The organism is Paenibacillus sp. Y412MC10, from assembly GCF_000024685.1.
GTDB lineage: Bacteria > Bacillota > Bacilli > Paenibacillales > Paenibacillaceae > Paenibacillus_AQ > Paenibacillus_AQ lautus_A.
In genome coordinates this window covers 791,026-809,738 of record NC_013406.1, presented here as the reverse complement: position 1 = coordinate 809,738, position 18,713 = coordinate 791,026, and the positions used below count along the sequence as shown (strand labels likewise).

Annotated in this window: 22 protein-coding genes and 1 pseudogene; 8 read left to right on the top strand and 15 right to left on the bottom strand. The window is 47.4% G+C overall.

The window, feature by feature from the left end; translation table 11 throughout:
* Nucleotides 1–121 precede the first annotated feature (121 nt).
* Together GYMC10_RS03465 and GYMC10_RS03460 are read left to right on the top strand one after the other, a co-directional pair.
* Complete coding sequence (locus tag GYMC10_RS03465) at nucleotides 122–697, top strand: 5' nucleotidase, NT5C type (RefSeq protein WP_012818875.1); 576 nt, start codon at nucleotides 122–124, stop codon at nucleotides 695–697.
* Nucleotides 694–924: a hypothetical protein gene (locus GYMC10_RS03460; protein ID WP_009591802.1), complete on the top strand. Its 231-nt coding sequence runs from the start codon at nucleotides 694–696 to the stop codon at nucleotides 922–924. Before GYMC10_RS03465 ends, GYMC10_RS03460 begins: the two co-directional genes overlap by 4 nt.
* A 72-nt stretch (nucleotides 925–996) precedes the next feature.
* Here the strand turns inward: GYMC10_RS03460 and GYMC10_RS32430 are convergent, their stop codons facing one another.
* From GYMC10_RS32430 to GYMC10_RS03435, 6 genes are all read right to left on the bottom strand, one after another.
* The gene (locus GYMC10_RS32430; protein ID WP_006208027.1) at nucleotides 997–1,152 is read right to left on the bottom strand and encodes a hypothetical protein; all 156 of its coding nucleotides are present in this window, start codon (nucleotides 1,150–1,152) and stop codon (nucleotides 997–999) included.
* A 189-nt stretch (nucleotides 1,153–1,341) separates the two neighbouring features.
* Nucleotides 1,342–1,860, bottom strand: coding sequence for a DinB family protein (locus GYMC10_RS03455; RefSeq protein ID WP_012818874.1), 519 nt, complete (start codon nucleotides 1,858–1,860; stop codon nucleotides 1,342–1,344).
* Nucleotides 1,861–1,977: 117 nt separating this feature from the next.
* A complete protein-coding gene (locus GYMC10_RS03450; protein ID WP_119850149.1) occupies nucleotides 1,978–2,253 on the bottom strand; it encodes a phage holin family protein in 276 nt (91 codons plus the stop codon).
* A gap of 207 nt (nucleotides 2,254–2,460) precedes the next feature.
* Nucleotides 2,461–3,018: a hypothetical protein gene (locus GYMC10_RS03445; RefSeq protein WP_041622091.1), complete on the bottom strand. Its 558-nt coding sequence runs from the start codon at nucleotides 3,016–3,018 to the stop codon at nucleotides 2,461–2,463.
* A 142-nt stretch (nucleotides 3,019–3,160) separates the two neighbouring features.
* Nucleotides 3,161–4,963: an ABC transporter ATP-binding protein gene (locus tag GYMC10_RS03440; protein ID WP_012818871.1), complete on the bottom strand. Its 1,803-nt coding sequence runs from the start codon at nucleotides 4,961–4,963 to the stop codon at nucleotides 3,161–3,163.
* Nucleotides 4,960–6,705 (bottom strand): ABC transporter ATP-binding protein, encoded by a 1,746-nt coding sequence (locus GYMC10_RS03435; RefSeq protein WP_012818870.1) that lies wholly within the window; start codon nucleotides 6,703–6,705, stop codon nucleotides 4,960–4,962. Before GYMC10_RS03435 ends, GYMC10_RS03440 begins: the two co-directional genes overlap by 4 nt.
* Before the next feature lie 342 nt (nucleotides 6,706–7,047).
* Here GYMC10_RS03435 and GYMC10_RS03430 point away from each other — a divergent pair, with 342 nt between their 5' ends.
* Entirely contained in the window at nucleotides 7,048–7,380 is a 333-nt protein-coding gene (locus GYMC10_RS03430; protein WP_009591801.1) for a hypothetical protein, read from the top strand.
* A gap of 255 nt (nucleotides 7,381–7,635) precedes the next feature.
* On the opposite strand, the gene GYMC10_RS03425 is transcribed toward GYMC10_RS03430, so the two are convergent.
* The 3 genes from GYMC10_RS03425 to GYMC10_RS03415 form a co-directional block, all read right to left on the bottom strand.
* Nucleotides 7,636–8,364, bottom strand: a complete 729-nt coding sequence (locus GYMC10_RS03425; RefSeq protein WP_012818869.1) for an N-acetylmuramoyl-L-alanine amidase — start codon at nucleotides 8,362–8,364, stop codon at nucleotides 7,636–7,638.
* A 675-nt stretch (nucleotides 8,365–9,039) separates the two neighbouring features.
* Nucleotides 9,040–9,135 carry a hypothetical protein gene (locus GYMC10_RS32705; RefSeq protein ID WP_012818867.1) on the bottom strand — a complete coding sequence of 32 codons (96 nt, stop codon included), beginning with the start codon at nucleotides 9,133–9,135 and terminating at the stop codon, nucleotides 9,040–9,042.
* Between the two features lie 168 nt (nucleotides 9,136–9,303).
* Nucleotides 9,304–10,266, bottom strand: a complete 963-nt coding sequence (locus GYMC10_RS03415) for an arsenic resistance protein (RefSeq protein ID WP_012818866.1) — start codon at nucleotides 10,264–10,266, stop codon at nucleotides 9,304–9,306.
* 551 nt (nucleotides 10,267–10,817) lie between these two features.
* On the opposite strand from GYMC10_RS03415, the gene GYMC10_RS03410 reads away from it, so the two are divergent.
* The gene (locus tag GYMC10_RS03410; protein WP_012818864.1) at nucleotides 10,818–11,363 is read left to right on the top strand and encodes a cupin domain-containing protein; all 546 of its coding nucleotides are present in this window, start codon (nucleotides 10,818–10,820) and stop codon (nucleotides 11,361–11,363) included.
* Between the two features lie 546 nt (nucleotides 11,364–11,909).
* On the opposite strand, the gene GYMC10_RS32150 is transcribed toward GYMC10_RS03410, so the two are convergent.
* Complete coding sequence (locus GYMC10_RS32150) at nucleotides 11,910–12,134, bottom strand: hypothetical protein (protein WP_144374195.1); 225 nt, start codon at nucleotides 12,132–12,134, stop codon at nucleotides 11,910–11,912.
* A gap of 167 nt (nucleotides 12,135–12,301) precedes the next feature.
* Here GYMC10_RS32150 and GYMC10_RS03405 point away from each other — a divergent pair, with 167 nt between their 5' ends.
* Nucleotides 12,302–12,859: a dihydrofolate reductase family protein gene (locus GYMC10_RS03405; protein WP_012818863.1), complete on the top strand. Its 558-nt coding sequence runs from the start codon at nucleotides 12,302–12,304 to the stop codon at nucleotides 12,857–12,859.
* Between the two features lie 91 nt (nucleotides 12,860–12,950).
* Here the strand turns inward: GYMC10_RS03405 and GYMC10_RS32425 are convergent, their stop codons facing one another.
* From GYMC10_RS32425 to GYMC10_RS32850, 3 genes are all read right to left on the bottom strand, one after another.
* Nucleotides 12,951–13,127, bottom strand: coding sequence for a hypothetical protein (locus tag GYMC10_RS32425; protein WP_012818862.1), 177 nt, complete (start codon nucleotides 13,125–13,127; stop codon nucleotides 12,951–12,953).
* A gap of 68 nt (nucleotides 13,128–13,195) precedes the next feature.
* Nucleotides 13,196–13,390 (bottom strand): DNA methyltransferase, encoded by a 195-nt coding sequence (locus GYMC10_RS32855; RefSeq protein WP_260871478.1) that lies wholly within the window; start codon nucleotides 13,388–13,390, stop codon nucleotides 13,196–13,198.
* 319 nt (nucleotides 13,391–13,709) lie between these two features.
* Nucleotides 13,710–14,126 (bottom strand): hypothetical protein, encoded by a 417-nt coding sequence (locus GYMC10_RS32850; protein ID WP_260871466.1) that lies wholly within the window; start codon nucleotides 14,124–14,126, stop codon nucleotides 13,710–13,712.
* A 738-nt stretch (nucleotides 14,127–14,864) separates the two neighbouring features.
* Here GYMC10_RS32850 and GYMC10_RS31730 point away from each other — a divergent pair.
* On the top strand, nucleotides 14,865–15,344 hold the full coding sequence (locus tag GYMC10_RS31730) for a peptidoglycan-binding domain-containing protein (protein WP_012818861.1): 480 nt from the start codon (nucleotides 14,865–14,867) through the stop codon (nucleotides 15,342–15,344).
* Nucleotides 15,345–15,357: 13 nt separating this feature from the next.
* Nucleotides 15,358–16,005, top strand: a complete 648-nt coding sequence (locus GYMC10_RS03395; protein ID WP_012818860.1) for a DUF4367 domain-containing protein — start codon at nucleotides 15,358–15,360, stop codon at nucleotides 16,003–16,005.
* A gap of 66 nt (nucleotides 16,006–16,071) precedes the next feature.
* Here GYMC10_RS03395 and GYMC10_RS03390 read toward each other — a convergent pair whose 3' ends face one another.
* Both GYMC10_RS03390 and GYMC10_RS03385 read right to left on the bottom strand, forming a co-directional pair.
* Nucleotides 16,072–16,401 (bottom strand): YolD-like family protein, encoded by a 330-nt coding sequence (locus GYMC10_RS03390; RefSeq protein WP_012818859.1) that lies wholly within the window; start codon nucleotides 16,399–16,401, stop codon nucleotides 16,072–16,074.
* Nucleotides 16,398–17,669 (bottom strand): annotated as a pseudogene (locus GYMC10_RS03385) (DNA polymerase IV). The gene GYMC10_RS03390 and the pseudogene GYMC10_RS03385 overlap by 4 nt, the downstream one beginning before the upstream one ends.
* Nucleotides 17,670–17,823: 154 nt before the next feature.
* Here GYMC10_RS03385 and GYMC10_RS03380 point away from each other — a divergent pair.
* Nucleotides 17,824–18,690 carry an ATP-dependent DNA ligase gene (locus GYMC10_RS03380; RefSeq protein WP_012818858.1) on the top strand — a complete coding sequence of 289 codons (867 nt, stop codon included), beginning with the start codon at nucleotides 17,824–17,826 and terminating at the stop codon, nucleotides 18,688–18,690.
* The last annotated feature ends 23 nt before the right edge of the window (nucleotides 18,691–18,713 follow it).

Sequence of the window (18,713 nt, the reverse complement as noted above, 5' to 3'; positions counted from 1 at the left end):
GGGAAAGAAATGCAACATCCTTCCATTTTTGATTTTGGTTTGCCAATATGCATCCTGTCCATTACAATTTACGGAACATCATCTTTCGAAGATTTCATGATTACAGGAGAGTAATGACGATATGAGCAAAAAAATAGTCGCCATCGATATGGATGATACGATCTGCCATCTGATTCCCAAAGCCATCCATTATCACAATTTGCAGTACAAGGATCCCCAGCTTACGCTCGATCAGATTACCGATTACAACCTGCACCAAATCTGGCATCCTGAATGCTCGGAAGAATTTTTCTTCGGAAAGCCCGGCTTGTATGAAGAGCTCGAGCTATTTGACGAATATACGATTGACGAGGTTCACAGAATGACACATGATTATGATGTCATTGTCGTTACCGCAGCCCGCCCATCCTCGGTGCCCGAGAAATGGAGATGGCTGCAGAGGCATATGCCTTTTATTCCGTTCGAGAATTTTTTCGTGGCCAAGCGCAAGGATTTGGTAGAGTTTGACCTTCTGATTGACGATGGTCCCCATAATGCGATTGCTGCGAGAAAAGCCGGAAAACAGACCATCCTGATTCCGCGCCCATGGAATGCGCATATTCAGCATGAATTTATTCTGAAGGATTCCTGGAAGGGAATGAACGAGTTAGTAGACCGCATGTTATCCGATTCTAATCATCAAGGGGAAATGAAATGAATATAGACCGCAATAGCCGGTACCTATCGCAAGACATCCATTTTTTCGCTGCCGCGCTGTCGGAAACGCTGGTTTCCGTGTGGGAGGAAGACCCCGCAAGCGTATACGTGGAGATCGAGCGAGGTTACATTGAATGCTACACGCCGGATGTCGTCCGCATCCGCAACGAAGAAACAGGTTATTTGACGCACTACAGCCGTGATACCGCGATGTTTCAGCGGATGTAAAATACGATAAGAGCCGCTTCCCTTGCCGGGAGGCGGCTCTTTTTATTGCCCGATTTACCTTTTTTGCCAAGTTCACCTTTTAGCTGACAAGACAAGAAACAAGGTTGCGAGCGGGCCTAACAACAGCGACAGCAGAAACCAGTTTAAGCCCGTTCTGTTCTTTCCTTGGGCCAGCCCGGCATTGATCAGCGCCAGCGTTCCCCATCCCACGTAAAATTCGTTATTCATCGTATCCCCTCCGAACGCATACTATCTGGCTTAATACGTATGGCGGAATGAATCGTTGCAGGATATGCGCAAAAAGAGCAAGGAATGCTCCCTGCCCTGCGTGGTTATAAAAATTACGGCACATTCGCTTAAAATGCCGCGATGCGGGCTCCGGGAAGAAGCCGAAGCTTACCAGCGTCGGGACGATGCTCACGCTTGCTCCAATTCCCTTAACAGCTGAAATATCTGTCCCCTGTGATGGGACTCATGCTCAATCAGATGATAGATGACCCATTCGGGCGTCACATCGTACGGCTCCAGTTGTCTGGGTCTTCTCCAGTCCGAAAGGTCCATTCCTCGGAAATGGGCAAGCAATTCATGACGTACCCTCTGCATGCGGTGAAGATGTTCATCCAGTGACTGATCCGGCACTTCAGAAAGATGGTTATCCTCGGTACGGTGATCCCAGGGAAAACAAGCCTTTATTTTCGGGTCCCAATCGGATTCAAGCACCTCGACGTACAGCCAGTCCGCTTCGATTAAGGCAATATGGTATAGCAGTGAACCGATGGATTGCCGGCCGGCCGCCTTATGATTCAAATGCTCATATCGGATCCCGGCCAGCCGTTTCAATATCGTCCGCCGCACCTCCTCGAGTCCCCATATCCAGCGGCCGATCTCCGGCTCAAACCCAGGCAGCGCCTCAACGTTCAACGTTTTCCTTTGCATGTCTTTCACGCTCCCTCTCATGATCTCATGAACTTTAGGATAACAGGCGGGAGACGCAGGCTACAAGGTAACGTTCGGTTTAGACCAAAATGATCCTGGGGCCCATTGCAGCCGTTCTTACTTCTTTCTGGTCGCAATCGCCTCTGCCGTTTGTTTAACGGCCTGATGCCCGAATACGGCGAACGCCCCCGCAAGGATGCCTTGGATGATATTCTCCACGCTCCAGCCGATCAAACCGGTTGTCAACAGGATGGATACGACCATAACCACATATACGATGCTCCAATTCGGAACCTTAGGCGTTTGCTTCAGCACGTATCCGATCACCCAACAAGCGGCAACGACCATGAACAGCCGCGGATCGATCAGTTGAAAAATGACGCTCCATTCCATGAAAAACCCACCCTTTCCATTCATTTTCTACATCCTATTCCTAGAGCCTATCGATCGGCTTGTACTTATATCCTTATTCCCGCAGGCAAAATAATAGAATCTGCCGATGGAATTCATGATAGGTTCATGGACGGGCAGACGAAGCGCCAATCGCGTATTCCCGGGTGGAGGGAATACGTGAAGGTATTCTTTGAAGTAGCGTTGAAGCTAGAGGTCATTGCTTGCCGCTTCAATGATCCCGCAGATCCAGTCGGTCAACCGCCGATCCTTCTCTTCCTGACTGCAGTCCATTGGGAAGGCAAGGTAGTGCTGATGCTCGGGAATCCGGGGTATCCCCTTCTTCATGACGGCATCCGCCCTGGTATCGTTTTGGTATTCTATAAAACGAAGATCCCTTCCGTCCAATGTCTGATAGGCATAACAGCTGTACTCGATTTCGTCGATGACGGTCCAGTGATGCCCCTGCTTCCTGGGATTGCACAACACATGCGTGCCCTTCAGCTTGTTCAGTGAGTACAGAAAGCCTTGCAGCTGGGCCTCTGTTATGTGGTAGTCATCCAAGTAATACCGCTGCGAGACTCTGTCCGCATTCGTGTCGATGATCTGATAGTTTAGAATAAACGCAGCCCCTTTGCGCAGCACCGGATCGAAGTAATCCTTCTGTATCCGGCCCTTATGGCGGGACAGTCGATCTGAAACCAGATCATCCATATTGCTATGGTCCAGGTTATGGCCGAAAGTGATCAAGAACTTGCGATTCTTCATGCGGAACTCTCCCTTATATGACCGATATAATTCCAGTATATTCCACCCATCATTATACAAAACAAGGCAGCCTCCTCACCAACGGAAGCTGCCTTGCTCTTAAACCTGTTCAAATATCCCCAATTCCAAACCACATTGAATGTTATACCTTGCTAACCTCGGCTTCATCCGCTACCGCGGCCTCGGTCTCGGTCGTGGACTGACCCTGCCATAACAGCTGCATCTCTTCGCTCGTGGCGAGCAGCTCCGCCAAGCTTCCCTCCGCTTCGATCCGTCCATCCTTCATGACGATGATATGATCGGCCTTGGACAGAGCCGCCCTGCGGTGCGATACTGCAATGCAGGTGACGTCACGCTCCTTGAACATTCCCTCCCATACCAGCTGCTCCGTCTCCACGTCCAGCGCGCTGGACAGATCGTCGAAGATGTACAGATCCGCGCCGGTCATCAGCATGCGCGCCGTGGCCGCGCGCTGGATCTGTCCCCCCGACAGCATGACGCCTCTCGGGCCGACAAACGTCTCCAACCCTTGATCCAGATTCTCGATGTCCTTCTCCATGACGGCCAGCCGGACGGCCCGTTCCAGCGCTTCCTCGGCCCGCTCTTTCTTCCCTTGCACGATGTTCTCTCTCAAAGGATCGCTGAACAGCCTTGGAACCTGCGGGGTATAAGCCGCCCGAGGGGGCATCAGGAAGGTAGCCGGATCGACTTCTTCCCCGTTCCAGCGAATCGTGCCCGCCTGCTTGGGCAGCAGCCCCAGCAGGGTCCGGACAAGCGTCGACTTCCCGGCCCCGATTCGGCCGGTCACCACCAGAAACTTGCCGCGCTCCAGGCGGAGGTTGATATTCGATATCCCATTCTCCGAATTCGGATAATGATAGGATAAATTCTTTACCTCCAGCTCTTTGAGCTTCTCCCCCGGCTCCCTGCGAATGAGAGGCAGTTCCGGAGGATCTTCGTTCAGATACGTTTCCCTCGCTTCAATAATCCGGTCCTCCTCGCCGGGGCGGAACAGCGAGCGCATACGGTCAAAGGAAACCTTCAGCCGTTTGTGCTGAAACACCATATATCCGAACAAGGAAATACTGAACCCGATATTGGCCAGGTACGTCGTAAACAACGCGAAATCCCCGACGGTGAAATGCCCGGCCTGCATCTCGGTTGCGCACATCAACAGGATCAGTCCCGTACAAATGCTCAGCACATGCTGGTTCAGGGACCGCATCCATTGTTTGAACAGATTATCCTTCAGCGCTGCCTGCCGGCGGTCCTCGTTCAGCTTCGTGAAGCGTTCATGGACATGATCTTCGGCCTGCCCGAGCTTCAAGGCTTGAACCGCGCCGAAGGTTTCGGCAATGAAGCTGGTGATGCGCCCCGTAGCTTCCCGGTTCTTCAGGCCGTAACGCCGTGCGCGGTTGCCGGATAAATTGTTCAGGAGCGTGACCACCACGAGCGGCAGCACGGCCACCAGCATGATTTTCCAGTTAATGCTTGCCATGATGACAACGGATACGAGCGCAAAAACAAGACGTCCCCAAAAATCCACCCAGGACTCCACGTATTCCACAACTTCATCCACGTCATCGCGGAAGCGGCTCATCGCCTCCCCTGGAGAAGCCGGCAAATTCCGTCCCGGCCAGCGCATGATCCCCGCCAGCATGTTAGTGCGCAAGATAGCCTGGATATGATAAATATACGTTACCCATTGATAGAAGGCTGCAAAGAACGTCCCCACCCGCGCGACCCTTACAACGGCAATAAAAATCAAAGGAACGGCCAGCCATACATAATCCGTGGAATTCGATGTGGCCCGGTCGAAAAACCACTGCATTCCGAGCCCGATCAATAACGGCAGCGAATGAAAGATGCACCACAATAAACCGTTGATTAAAAATAATGAGGGCCTAAATCGAAACAGCCGCCCTATAAAACCCGTGATGGTCACGCCAGCTCCTCCTCTCTGCCTGTGCTCAGCAGTCTCGCATAATGCGATGCCGGATCTAACGCAAGTGCTTCCCGTGCGCCGAATTCCAGAATCCGTCCGTCACCCAGCACCAAGATTTTATCCACCTGCTCCAGGGTAGCCAGCCGATGCGCGATGATGATGCCCGTACAACTGCTCATCAGCTGATCGACGGCTGCCTGCAGCATGGTCTCCGTTGCGGCGTCCAAGCGTGAAGAGGGTTCATCCAGAATCACCAGGCTCGGCTGCGTCAAAAATACCCGGGTTAACGCAAACAGCTGCGCTTCCCCGGCGGACAACGAGGCCCCGCCTGTGGTCAGATGCGTATCCAGACCTTCCGGCTGCGCATCGATCCACTGCCGAAGCCCGAGACGCTCCGTCGTTTCCAGGATGAATTCGTCCGACACGCCGTGATCGAACAGCGTCAGGTTGTCGCGCAGCGAGCCGTCGAACAGCTGCACATCCTGCGTAACCATCCCCACCCGGCGGTAAAGCGCGGGCAGCTTCAGCTTCGTGATATCCGTGCCTCCGACGCGGATGACCCCGCTGTCGATGTTATACAGCCGAAGCAGAATGCGGCTGAGACTCGACTTCCCGCTGCCGGTACGTCCGATGATCCCCAGGCGTTCACCCGGCTTCACTTCGAAGTTAATGTCCTTTAATACCGGTTTATCCGCGTTGTAACTGAAGTTGACGCCCTCAAACTCCAAACCGAGCGCGCCTTCGGGCAGCTCTTCCTGCTCCCCGTCCACGATCTCGCTCTTGTTGGACAGCAGCTCTCTGGAACGCAGCATGCCGGATTTCGCTTTCTGGAACTCCTGCACTTGGTCGCCCAGCATCTCGATCGGATCGTTTAACATCTGCGTATATTGATAGATCAGGAACAGGGTTCCCAGCGTAATTTCATCGATCAAATAATAGCGTACCCCCAGTAACAGGACTGCGGTAACCGCTAGGGCAAACAGGATCACCGTGGTGTTCCAGGGTACGACGCGGAGCATCCAGGCTTTTCTCCCCTTCAGGAACACGCTGCGCATCAAGCGGTGAAACCGGTTCATGACGTACGGCACGTTGCCGTTCGCCTGAACATCCTCGATGCCGGCGATGCGTTCCTCAATCAATCCGAACAGCGAAGCGCTGGCTTCCCGTTCGTTCTTGGAGGAATTGACGCCCATATTCCGGATGAACACCATGAACAGAATGGACAGCAGCGTGAACACCGTCATAACGATCGCGATGGGCAAATTGACCGTAAACATAAATCCCAATATGCCGGCAAGCAGCACGAAGCTGCCGATCACCTGCACGATGAACATCGCAAAGAAATTCGAGATATTCGTCACGTCTCCGTCAATCCGCTCAATCATCTCGCCGGGCGTTTTCACATTATGAAACCGCATATCCAGCCGTAAGCAATGCTTCAAAAGATCGCCGCGGAGCCGGTTCGTCGCGCGCCATGAAATATCATTCCCCAGATAACTGACAGCTACGGTAATCAGCTGGTTCAACACAGCCACGACCAGGAATAATCCCGCAAGCTGGATCAGCGTGGCTATCACGCCTCCGCCGGCTGCCGTGTCGATAAAGCGTTTGACAATCTGCGGATTCAGCAGCTGCAAGCCGGTCGACGTCAGCAGCATGGCCAGCAGCAGGATCAGCCGTCCTTTTACCGGCTTCAAATACCGCAGCAGCCATGACATGGATACCTTTTCTTTTTTGGGCACAGTGCCCACCCCCATATGCAAGCAAGTATGTACGGACCGTCATTCCCCAAACACAGGCATGCCCGGCAGTAAATCATTACCAGTCTACATGAAAACCCCGATCATTCCTAGGTAAAGAATAATTATAATGTGATGATCGTTTATTCTTAAGTGCATAAAGAATAAACCGCACAACTGCACGGCCTCTCTGCGATTATATACAATTGAAGGAGCCGCTTCCGTCTTTTCTTTCTATATAAATCTAGCGAGTCAATACCCGCTTCAAAAAAAAGCGAATCCGATAATTCAGCATACTCGTATATGTATAATAGAGTGACGTGCAACTTTTTGGAGGTGGGCATAATGAATACTGGGATCAGTGGATTAGACGGACTGGATGAAGAGAAGCTATCAGAAATTCGCGAAAATGCCGCAAGGCTCTCGGACATGAAACAAGAGGTGCCCGTGGAAGAACTGTTCTCGGAATCATTCATTCAAAGACATACGAAGTTTTCTTCCATCGATCACTTGCTGAAGGCCGCTGGATACGAGGGAAGCACCGATGAAGATTTTGACGAATTCATACAAGGTCGCACGATTAACCCGTTTATCGTTGAGCATACCCCATTTCGCAGCTGGCAGGATTTTCAGGAATTAGCCGTATCCGCTTATATTACGAAATGGCTGGGATTGTAAATATTCCATCAGTACCGTACCCCGGGTCTTTCCTCTAATAAGGGAAGACAACCAAAGAAGCCCCTCTAACCGATGTTAGAGGGGCTTCTGATATATTTTTTTAAAAGGGGTGCTTTTATCTTATGCCCGAAATATTAAGGGGAGCTTAAATTACGATTAAAGAGACATAAATTGTTCAACATGAACGCATCCTTGTGCATCTGCATCAAGGTACGGCGAGGAAGGCACTTCATCTAAAAGTCACCGGACTTGAGTCTATTCGGTCGTCACCGTAGCCGTCTTGGTCTTGTTATCCCATTCCACCTTGGCGCCTAATGCCTCACCGATGGCCCGGAGCGGTACATAGGTCACGCCATTCTCCAGCTTGCCATCTTCGATCTGCTTACCGTTTACAATGACATTGACCTTATCGCTCACCGCAGCAGCCCCCTCTTTCTTCTGAAGTCCCAGGTATTTGGCAATGCCGTTGACATGGCCTCTCGCCAGAGCGTCCAGCACGTCCGGCCGTTTCAGCTTGGCTGCATCCGCTGCCACATCGATAAACAGGTTCTCGGTCAACACCGCAGGCATTTTAGATTCACGGACCATATGCAGGTTAGCCGCCTTCTGTCCTCGATCGCTTACTCCGTAGGATGTAATCGCGCTCATGACCTCCGAATGAATAACACTCTGGAGTTTTACCGAACCAGGGCTTGGGGAGGTATATCGATATGACTCGAAGCCCCCTGCACCGCCGCCTGCGTTACAGTGGATGCTTACCAGGATATCGGCACCGGCGGCGTTTGCCTTATTGGTCCGTTCCGCCAATTCCAGAAACACATCGGAAGATCGGGAGAGGTTTACCTGAACGCCGTCGTATTCGGCTTCCAATCGTTTTTTCACGGCTAGGGACAGCGCTAATACGATATCCTTTTCCTGCAGCCCGTTTCCGGTGGCTCCGGCATCCTTTCCGCCATGTCCTGCGTCAATCCAAACCTTTTTCACGATCATTCACCGCCTTTGTAGGTTGTTGAATAGCCTGGTGGCTAAATACAGCGAAGTGGGCCGCGTCCCTTCCTTCCGCTCATGCTTCCACGTTTACTAGGCAAGGCAACTATAGATCCTACTGCAAGGACGAGTATAATATATAAGATACTCCAATGGGGTACGGTCGGTGTTTGCTGGAGCCTATATCGAATGGCCCGGTTACGGTTTTGAGCTGACCTCTTGTGCCCCAGGCCCAAGCTTCATTTCATCCGGAATCCCTGATATTATGCATACAATGGAACTTTCCCGGAGATTGCCTTCATGTTTGGCAAGGCGGTGATTTCATCCGTGTTACTTCTATTCTAACCGATCGGAGACGGGTTATATGTCTGGATTTGTACTTATCGTGTTCGCTGCAGCTTTTATCATTCGTGGTGTCATGAGGATACGCAAACCCACATGGGGGTCCTTATATAAAATGTGGAACATAAAGTATGGGTCGGAGCCTGATTCCGACTACATTCGCTATATAAAATCCAGCGGGATTCTTCTGGTGGTTCTGGGATCGATCGTACTCGTATTCGGGATCCTGATGGTTATATTTTGAGCCCCATTACCGATCATCCCTTTAGGATTTAAAAAGCCCTGCCGACATGAGTCGGCAGGGCTTTTTGTTACGCGAAAGAAACGAAATTATACCCAGAAAGAAGCAGTAATGATGACCAACAAGATGAAGAGAACAAGAATCGCTCCGACAGAGTTATACCCGCCGTATCCAACTTCGCCCATGAGATTCCCTCCTTTGCTTACGATACGATATAACGTATTCAATAATTCATGAAGTGTCAGGGCGCACGTACTGCTCATAGACAAAAAAATAACCCAACCAGCCTCTGTCGGCGACCGAAGTGTCATTCAGCGACGATATTTCCTGTTCAGTCAGGCGGTAACTTATTTTCAATCCCGGTAAATCAAATTTGGCACGATACGTATATAAACAAGCTCGGCAATTAGCTCTATCACGGTTTGAGTGACGATTACCGCTGCTGCAATCGTAGCCATTTCCTCAGGCAGGGTAAGTGCTAAAGGAAGCACGACTAATGAATTCCGTGTCCCTGCACTAAATATAAGCGCTCTCCCATCCTTGGGTCCGATTCGAAAAAACGCCGAAGTCGCCCGTGAAATAAACGGCGTCATGATATGGAATAGAACATAAATGGGAACAACCGCTATGATAACGCTAAGGTCTTCATACACCCTCCCGATTTGTGAAGCAATGACTACAAAAAGAACAAACGCCATAAAGGGTACTGGGAGCCATGCGGTTAATTGCAACGATTTTGAACCCTTAGCACTTTTCTTGGCCCAGAACTGTGCAGCCAAAGCAAGAAGCAACGGGACGATAATCAAGAAGATAAATGCCTCGACAAATGGGCCCACCTTGACCATTTCTGCTGCTTCCGAGCCAAGGAAAAGCCACAAGTAAAACGGAAGCATAATCATTTGTACTACAAAAAGGATCGGTGTGGACGCAAGAATCAATCGCTCATTCCCTTTTCCTAACTGTGTAAAAACAATAACATAATCAATGCATGGCGTCAGAAGCACAAGGCAAACACCAAGTAAAACGGGAGCCGGTTGAGGAAATACCGAGGTTAGAATATAGACGAGAACCGGTGTTAGAACAAAATTCACAAGCAATAAAGCCCCCATAAAACGCCCGTTGGTTAAAGCCTCCCTCAGCTTAAGAAATGGAATTTGACAAAACATGCTGAAAAGAAGAATCGCAATCATGAATGATATGGCAGGCTCAACAAACATGCCTATGGCGGGGCTTAATAAGCCCATTACTGCACCTGATATCAAGGCTGCTGCATAAACGCCTATTTGATTCTTCTCTACACTCTCCAGTCTAAGCATCTGCCCACGCTCCGCTTTTTTATCCGAATTATATCACGGGACCAGCACGGTACGGCTAAATACCGCTTTGGGGGCAGCGCTGCTCTCAGTCATTGCATATACCCTATTTAGCTCTTGGAGAATATACACACCCATCTCTGAAAGGGTTCCTTACGTTGATTATTCTTCTTATAGCGGCATCTTTGCGTTCAATTTCGTACCAAACTTTTTTATTTTTATCATATTAGGTCTGATACTATCACCTATGATTGATAGCGCCATTTATAAGAGGTTTAATCTGAAAGGGATTAAAGGCGTCCTAACCATAATATTGGCTTATTTGTTGTTAGGCGTTGTTAGTGGCGATTCATCCATTTTGTTTTCAGCTATATTTCTGTTTCCATTTCAGGCGCAAGGTAACTTAAAATCTGAAAGCGGCAGTCCAAGACGATATCCATGTCTTAGCTTACCGCTTGTCTTAAGTTATAGGCCCTAGCCCATTTTCGAATCGTTTAATTAGGCAGCAGCATAGGATAATCGGAAAATGATGAAACGATAAAAGGAGAATGAACATGTACCGCGATCTATGTTACCCTTATCAAGTGTTTGATCCAAGATATCCATACTGGAACGATTACAACCGGCTTCATAACTTGAATCCTCATTATTTCAGTTGGTATGATGCCCGTTGGAATCGTGATGATGAAGATATTCAAATAACGGATTATGGGCGAGGACCACTTGTACTGAATATTGATCAAGCTGCGAAACAAAACAATACGTACCGAACCGCCTTATGGACTGGGAAGCACTTACAAGTGACCCTAATGAGCATTCATGTTGGAGATGACATTGGATTAGAGGTTCACCCCACAACCGACCAATTCATACACATTGAACAAGGTCAAGGGCTTGTTCAAATGGGCGATAGCAAACATAATTTAGATTTTCAACAAATGGCCTATAATGGCTATGCCATCATGATACCTGCTGGAAAATGGCACAATGTAACCAATATGGGCAGCGTACCGCTAAAAATATACGTGATATATGCCCCTCCAGAGCATCCATTTGGCACGGTCCACGAAACAAAAGCAGAGGCCATGTCTGCTGATTAGAATTTGTTATTCTTAGGATTTTGCAAATTTATATGCCGTTAGAAAACTGAAGCCCGTCAGCTTAATGCTGGCGGGCTAAAGTGTTATACTAAAAATATATAACGAGACAAAAAAACATAAACAACACGAAATGATGGATAAGAACAGTTTGCTATCTTCACTTTCCCCTCTTTTCACTCCTACAATGTGCATTAGGTATCCGGCACTTACAGACAGAGTTACAAACCCTAAATATAACGTTTTGTGAGAACTGAACCAAACGCATATAACAAAAATAAAAGCTATCCACGTGATTATATATCTCAAAGCTTTAAAAGGTTTATCTCCCAAAATATCACCTCAAAGAAAAAGTTGCATTCACCTTCTCCAGTAGACACTTTAATCTCACGTCTGGACATGCCGATCAGTACGACAATACCTGTTAACTCTATATTCTTTATACTCATCAAACAGCCTTAAGGTAACGGCACAGTGCTCATGAAAAGACTTAGCTATAGCTTGTTAGATTAACTTACAGATAGCTACTTGCAAATTATTTTGTGTATTTTACTTCTTAAGGGATCTATAAATACCAATGATCAATGCAATTAATGAAAGCCCAGAAGCTAGAAAATATAAAAAGGCATTTCCTCCATCAGGTATCGGTAGATTCTCACCTACTGGTCCAGTCTCCGGAATAGGCGGATTGAGACTTAAATAACCTGCCCTTAAGCATAAAATCATAATCAAAAATGACAAAATACAACCAATAACAATTTTTAGTTTGTTCATGAAACCTCCCAAATATTTCATTTATTTTTTCGCTCTTTAAGAGCATCGTACTTACTAGAGAGGAAGAACAAGGCCATTTTAACGAGGTTGGGCAGATTATGACATAAGGTGACGTATTTGAGGTCTATACTGGATGTAGATTAACGTAACGAAAGGAGCAATACATCATGACACGAAGAATAATTTTAGATTTAGCGGTTACTTTGGATGGTTTTATTGAAGGGAAACATGGTGAAGTTGATTGGTGCATTATGGACTCTGAGATGGGGTTTAATCATTTTTTAAATCAAATCGACACCATTCTATATGGAAGAAAAAGCTATGATTTATGGGGACAATTCACTCCGGAAATTGGACATACGGATTCTGAAAAAGAATTTTGGGAATTGGTTCACAGCAAAGAAAAGTATGTATTTTCCAGGACGCAAAAGGGGACTGATCATAAAGCAATATTCATAAATGATCGCATTCTTGAAGAAGTAAATAAATTAAAGAATCAGCCTGGTAAAGACATCTGGCTGTACGGAGGGGCAAGTCTTATTACGACTTTTATCAACTTGGGACTTGTTGATGAATATCGATTATCCGTTCACCCTGTCGTTTTGGGAGAAGGAAAACCGCTGTTTGTGGATATAAAACAGAGGTTGAATTTAAAAATGGTGAATACAAGAACGTTCTCCTCAGGCGTTGTGCAACTAATTTATCATTTTGATGGGAACGAATAATATTGTGCATTCGCCAACACGTACAAATAACGGCCCGGTTCCCGAATGACGGAAAGCCGCGCTTAAAGAAAAGACCGCCCCTTGGCGGTCTTTATCCTGCGTTCACAAATTGAATAATCCCAATAAGAACTAACAATAGATAAACAACAATTATAATTACAAAACCTAAGTTCAAACCCTTCGAACCACCATGTGGTCTCTTCCCAACTTTCCTCTCCACTGAATCAAGTCGATCTTTTAGTTCTTGAATTTCTTTCTCTAGATCCATTCTAGCCTCCTTAAAGAGTTCTTCAACCCATATATATCCATTCAATAAACACGAACTATATCCTCTTTCTATACTAAACGAGAAATGAGGGCTGGCTCTATGCCGGTAGCTTCCTTGTACCGATTTTTAATGACGTCGCAGAACTTCGGATCAATCTCGATGGTACGGCAGGGCCGGTCTAGTTGGTCACAAGTCGTCAATGTAGACCCGCTTCCGCCGTAAAAATCCGCCACTGTGTTACCTGGATGACTGCTGTTCTTGATCGGTATGGCCAGTAACTCCAGCGGCTTTTGTGTCGGATGACATACTTGCCGACATCACCACAGGACACTTCCCAGACCGTGGATGGTTCAGGTCCTTCCAAAGGCAGGCCAGCACGCCATTGGTCTGCCGGCAGTCACCATACCAAGCAGGAGCCTTTCCTTTTATATGAGCGTAGAATACCGGCTCATGTTGCCAGCGGTACTGCGACCAACCGAATGAAGCCGCGTTCTTCGCCCATAGGCATTGACTCCGAATGACAAATCCTACTGCATTCATGGCGTCCTCGAACTGGGGCTGGTAAGAAGATGGATGAAAGACTTATATCGCGGCCGTCGGCGCCATATGCTCGGCATACCTCTCAAATACGGAATGCAAAAAGCCCGCAAATTCCTTTGCGGGCATGTCGTCGTTCATTATTGTCTCCTGGCCCGTCAGCGCCAGGCGGGAAGAGTCACTTTCAACGGCCACGTGATATTGTGGGTCCGTAACCACAAGTGCTGCCAGTTCACCATCCATCAAGCAGCTTACATCCTCAATGCTGGTTGAATCACCACACATCAATCGGTGAGAGCCGAGCTGCCAAATATCTCCCCGTTGCGTCTCTGGCTCCCGGATGTCATCAAGCGCCCCTTGAACGTCGAAATCAACCTCCACAACCGGCTCCTCAATCACCGTAACAGGTATGGTACCGAAATCGGCCATCAGGTTACTGAGCTCTTCCGCGTCAATTCCCACGTGCTACCCAACTTGCAAGGAGCTGTTCTGAATACAATTGGTAATTCGATCTTAGGGAATCAAATCGAGCACAAAAACCCCACTTTACTCGACTAAAGGTTAGAAGAATGTTAGAAGTGTAGGTTATTAAACAAAAATGGCCCGGTTCCCGAATGACGGAAAGCCGCGCCGTTATTGACTTTATAAAGATGCTGGTGAAGGGAATTGAACCCCGACCTACGCATTACGAGTGCGTTGTATGCTGTTTCCCTTGGGGACCCTTAAGTTCCTAAACCCACAATTAATAAGGCTTTCTCCATGTAATGGGACTGCCGGGTTCCGACATTGGGTAGAAGAATTGGTAGAAGTTCTGGTAGAAAACTAAAGCCCGTCAGCTAAATGCTGGCGGGTAATTTTATATTTGAGTCTAGACCAACCCGTCCTTCAACAAGAACTTTGTTGGTTTTTGAATCTATTATTCTCTATGTATCTTTTTTGTATTAATTTTATATAAATCCCAAATAATTACCAACCTTTTAGTTTTATCGGTGTTTATATAAATGAGAAACAAAATACTTAACTAAAGGAGGAATCTTTCAATCAAGACAATTATCTCAGAGTGTTAGGGAAAGAGTAGTCGCATCGACTCAATTCTTTGTCGAATAATAGGACAATTTATCACAAAAGTTAATTAGTGTTATAAATTACATTAACATATATATTATGGTAAATATCCCATATTCAAGGAGGTTGGTTGAGTTGAAGAAAAAAATGAAGTCTATTTTATCCCTTGCCCTTGCATCTGTAGCACTTGTTGGTAGCCTTGGAATCTCCGGTCAAGCACATGCAGATAACGATTTCCGCGGTTGGCCAACATTAAGACAGGGGTCAAGCGGCGGTTATGTACGTGCTTTGCAATCAAATTTATGGGCATCGGGATATCAAAGTACTGTAGGGTCAATCGATGGTAGTTTTGGTGCTGGAGTAACTTCAGCAGTAAAAGCTTTTCAAAGTAGAGAGGGTTTGACTTCTGATGGGGTGGTAGGATCAGGAAGTTGGAACGCAATGAATAAATATGTTACCACTGTTGTGACTGATTACGAGTTTTATTTTTGGGGACCTCATAGTACAACCTATTATGTAAGCTATGTTCATCCTGGTGGTAATACTTCAACTTTAAATTACTACCTGCAGTATAAAAGCAATTCTAGTACCGTAAACTCTGGAAGAGTTTATTAAAGGAGGATTTCTTATGAAAAAACAATTAGCTATTACGGCCTTAGCGAGCGCACTGGTTCTTGGCGGTGGCGGTTTTGCTTACTATTCATATGCTTCTGGAGCGGAGCAAGAAGTACAAAAAGATGCTGTTGAAGCGTCCTCACCGTTGGAGCAAACCACTAACAGCTCAGTTGGGGATGATTCTGTATCTACAGGTCAAGAAACAATTGAAACTAAACCAGAAACAACTGTTGGTCCTGGGATACCGCATGAAGGGTTGGTTGATATTACAGAAATACCAGCAGAGGATATACACATTCCGCTTTCAGGCGATATAGCATCACTCCAATCTACAGGGTTGACTCAAGAGAATGTCCAAGCATTTCAGAAGGAGTACGGACTTCATATTATGTCCTTACTCAGATCTGCAAATGGAGACGAAATACTCGTAAACCAAACTGATGCAACAAAGGATATCCCATATGTCATTGAGAGCTTAAAAGATGATTACTCCCTTGAAACAGTTGAAACAACCGAAGTTAATGGCATATCAACGCTTTATGTCGACGGGGAAGCTAGAAAAGTTGTGCATCTGATTACGAATGACCACCTGTTCAGTATAATTTCCAACACTGCCACAATTGATGAACTGATGGATATCGCAAAACAAATTCATGAATAAGCACATTAAAAAAAGCAGCTCTTAATCGGGCTGCTTTTTAATGACTTCATTTATCATAGTGAATTATCATCCAATAGATATAATTTCATCGATCTTAATCCATTGCCACTCACCTTCAGACATAGACAATTTGATCTCTCGTCTGAAGGTATGGATCAGTACGACAATACCTGTTAACTCTGTATCTTCATACTCATCAAACAGCCTAACGGTAACGGCACGGTGCTCATAAAAAGACTCGGCCAACGCTTGTTCAATCAATTCCATTTCCTGCGGATCCAGCGTTGGCCGATCTTTCCTACCCTCTTCCAACTGCCGGCGGATGATCGTTTCTCTATGTTCAGGAAGCATCATCCGACTTGACTCCCATAATCCGTTGCCGTCTAATTTTGTCATTTATAATGTCCTCCGATCTTAGCCGATCGATCAAGTGCCTGCCCAGCTGCCGTCATAGATACAGCTCGAATCACGATTGAATTCCCGTATTTCTGTTTCAATGCATCGGTTGTTCGTTCGAGCGCCATCAGTCTCTCCCGACCAGTATCAAACAGCGACATCTGATATTCATTGTCCGGAGTGAGCTGCGTCACACTAATGCCCACCCGCCGAATCGGTAGTCCATCCCAATGCTCTTCTAGCAGCTTGCAGGCCCAACGATATACTTGCATTGTGATATTAGAAGGGTCCTCCATCTTCATCTGCCTGGAGAAACCGGTGGGGCGATCGAAGTCGGCTCCCATACACCCGACCTATACCACATGGCCCGCGAACCCTAATGCCCGACAACGCTGGCAGACCAGTTCCGTAAGCTCCAGCAGCACGACCTTAATCTCTTCAATGGTGCCGTAATCCCGCGGCAACGTCATCATGTGGCCGACGGATTTAGGGGCGACCTGATGTGTCCCCGGCCGCACGGGGCTATCGTCGATGCCGTTTGCAATCCGCCAGTATAACTCGGCTTGGATGTCTGAGTTTTTTCCAAACTTGCGCCGCATCATCTGCTTGAGCTTTCCAAGAGGAGTCTGAGCTATACTACCGATCGTTGGCAACCCCATTACGGTGAAGTGCCGCGTCATCCGACGTCCTACCATATACATGTCGCTTACAGGAAGCTTCCATAAGGTTTCAGGTAGCATCTCTTTTGTGAGAGTGTATATGCCGGATGGGTTTTTCTTGGCGTAATTGTCACAAGCAGTCTTCGCAAGTATCTTGTTCTCCCCAATCCCGAAGCGAATATAGACCCCTGTCGCCGCCTTGACATGTGTTTGGATCAAGTGAGCCAACTCCTCAGGAGTGTCAGCATGGAGATGCATAGCCCCAGTTACGTCCAAAAACTGCTCATCAATGCTGAACGTTTCGACAAGGTCGGTATACTGCTTGTAAATGTCCGTGATGAGCATCGCCACATCAATATACCTTTGCATGCGTGGCCGTATCACTACGAGCTCAGGGCACTTTGCATAAGCTTCACCTAGTCTATCCTCCGTCTTTACCCCTTTGGCTTTGGCTATTGGGCATGCAGCCAGAACAACGCCTGTGCGCCTTTCTGGATCACCAGCAACCACCAAGGGGCGGTTTCTATATTCCGGGTGCTCGGCTTTTTCCACACTGGCATAGAAAGATTGGCAGTCCACCAACATAACCACTCGCTGCCGTGACTTCAATCCATACCCCTCCTTCAATAAAACAGGAACATTTGTTTGTATTATATGCGAACATTAGTTCTTTTATCGATGTAAATTAAACCCTACTTAAATGACATAACTTATAGCCTGATCGCCATAACCTTGAACGGTATAATTATTTCGAGGTGTTTATATGTTTATTGATCCGATGTTACTCGCAACAGCGCCAGTTCCATTCTCAGACTCGCGCTTCATATTTGAACCTAAAATCGATGGCCATCGCTTGATTTTTTCGCAGCAGAATGGCGTTGTTCGCCTATACACACGCCATAACAACGACTGTACTCACCAATATCCTGAGATAGCCAACGCTTTGTTTCCGCATGACATCGTATTAGACGGCGAAATCGCGTGCGTTGATTCCGCGACCGGCAACCCGGATTTTGAAACAGTCATGACACGATTCCAGGCGAAGAAGACTGATAAGATTGCTGCACTTTCCGTTTCAAAACCTGTCACTTTCGTTATCTTTGACGTGCTGCAAAATAATGGAGTGGATCTCCGGCGACTGCCGTTGTTGAAGCGTAAAGAAATACTCTCATCGATACCGTTACCGTCCAACAACTTCGGCATTATTCCATTTATAGAAGGTGCTGGCGAAGCGTTGTTTACTCAGATAGAGGAACGTGAGATGGAGCGCATTGTCGGTAAGCGGAAGGAAAGCATTTATGAGACGGGAAGACGATCGGACAACTGGCGCAAAATTATTAACTGGTTGTATGCCGATGTGTTTATTATCGGCTACCGGAAAGAGGAATTTGGATGGCTGGCGGCCGTGCCAACGCTTGATAACGCAAAAATGCGCCCAGCCGGTATTATCGAGCTAGGCGCAAATCCTACACATAAGAAGGCGTTTTATAACGTTGTGAAGCCGTTGGTTACCGGTGAGGATCGCAATTTCGTCTACGTTGAGCCGCGGATTCGTGCCCGTGTGAAGATGCGGAACTGGACGCGGTCGGGAATGTTGCGGACTCCTGTGTTCGAGAGGTTTATTATTTAAGACTTCCCAAGAGGGATTACGCA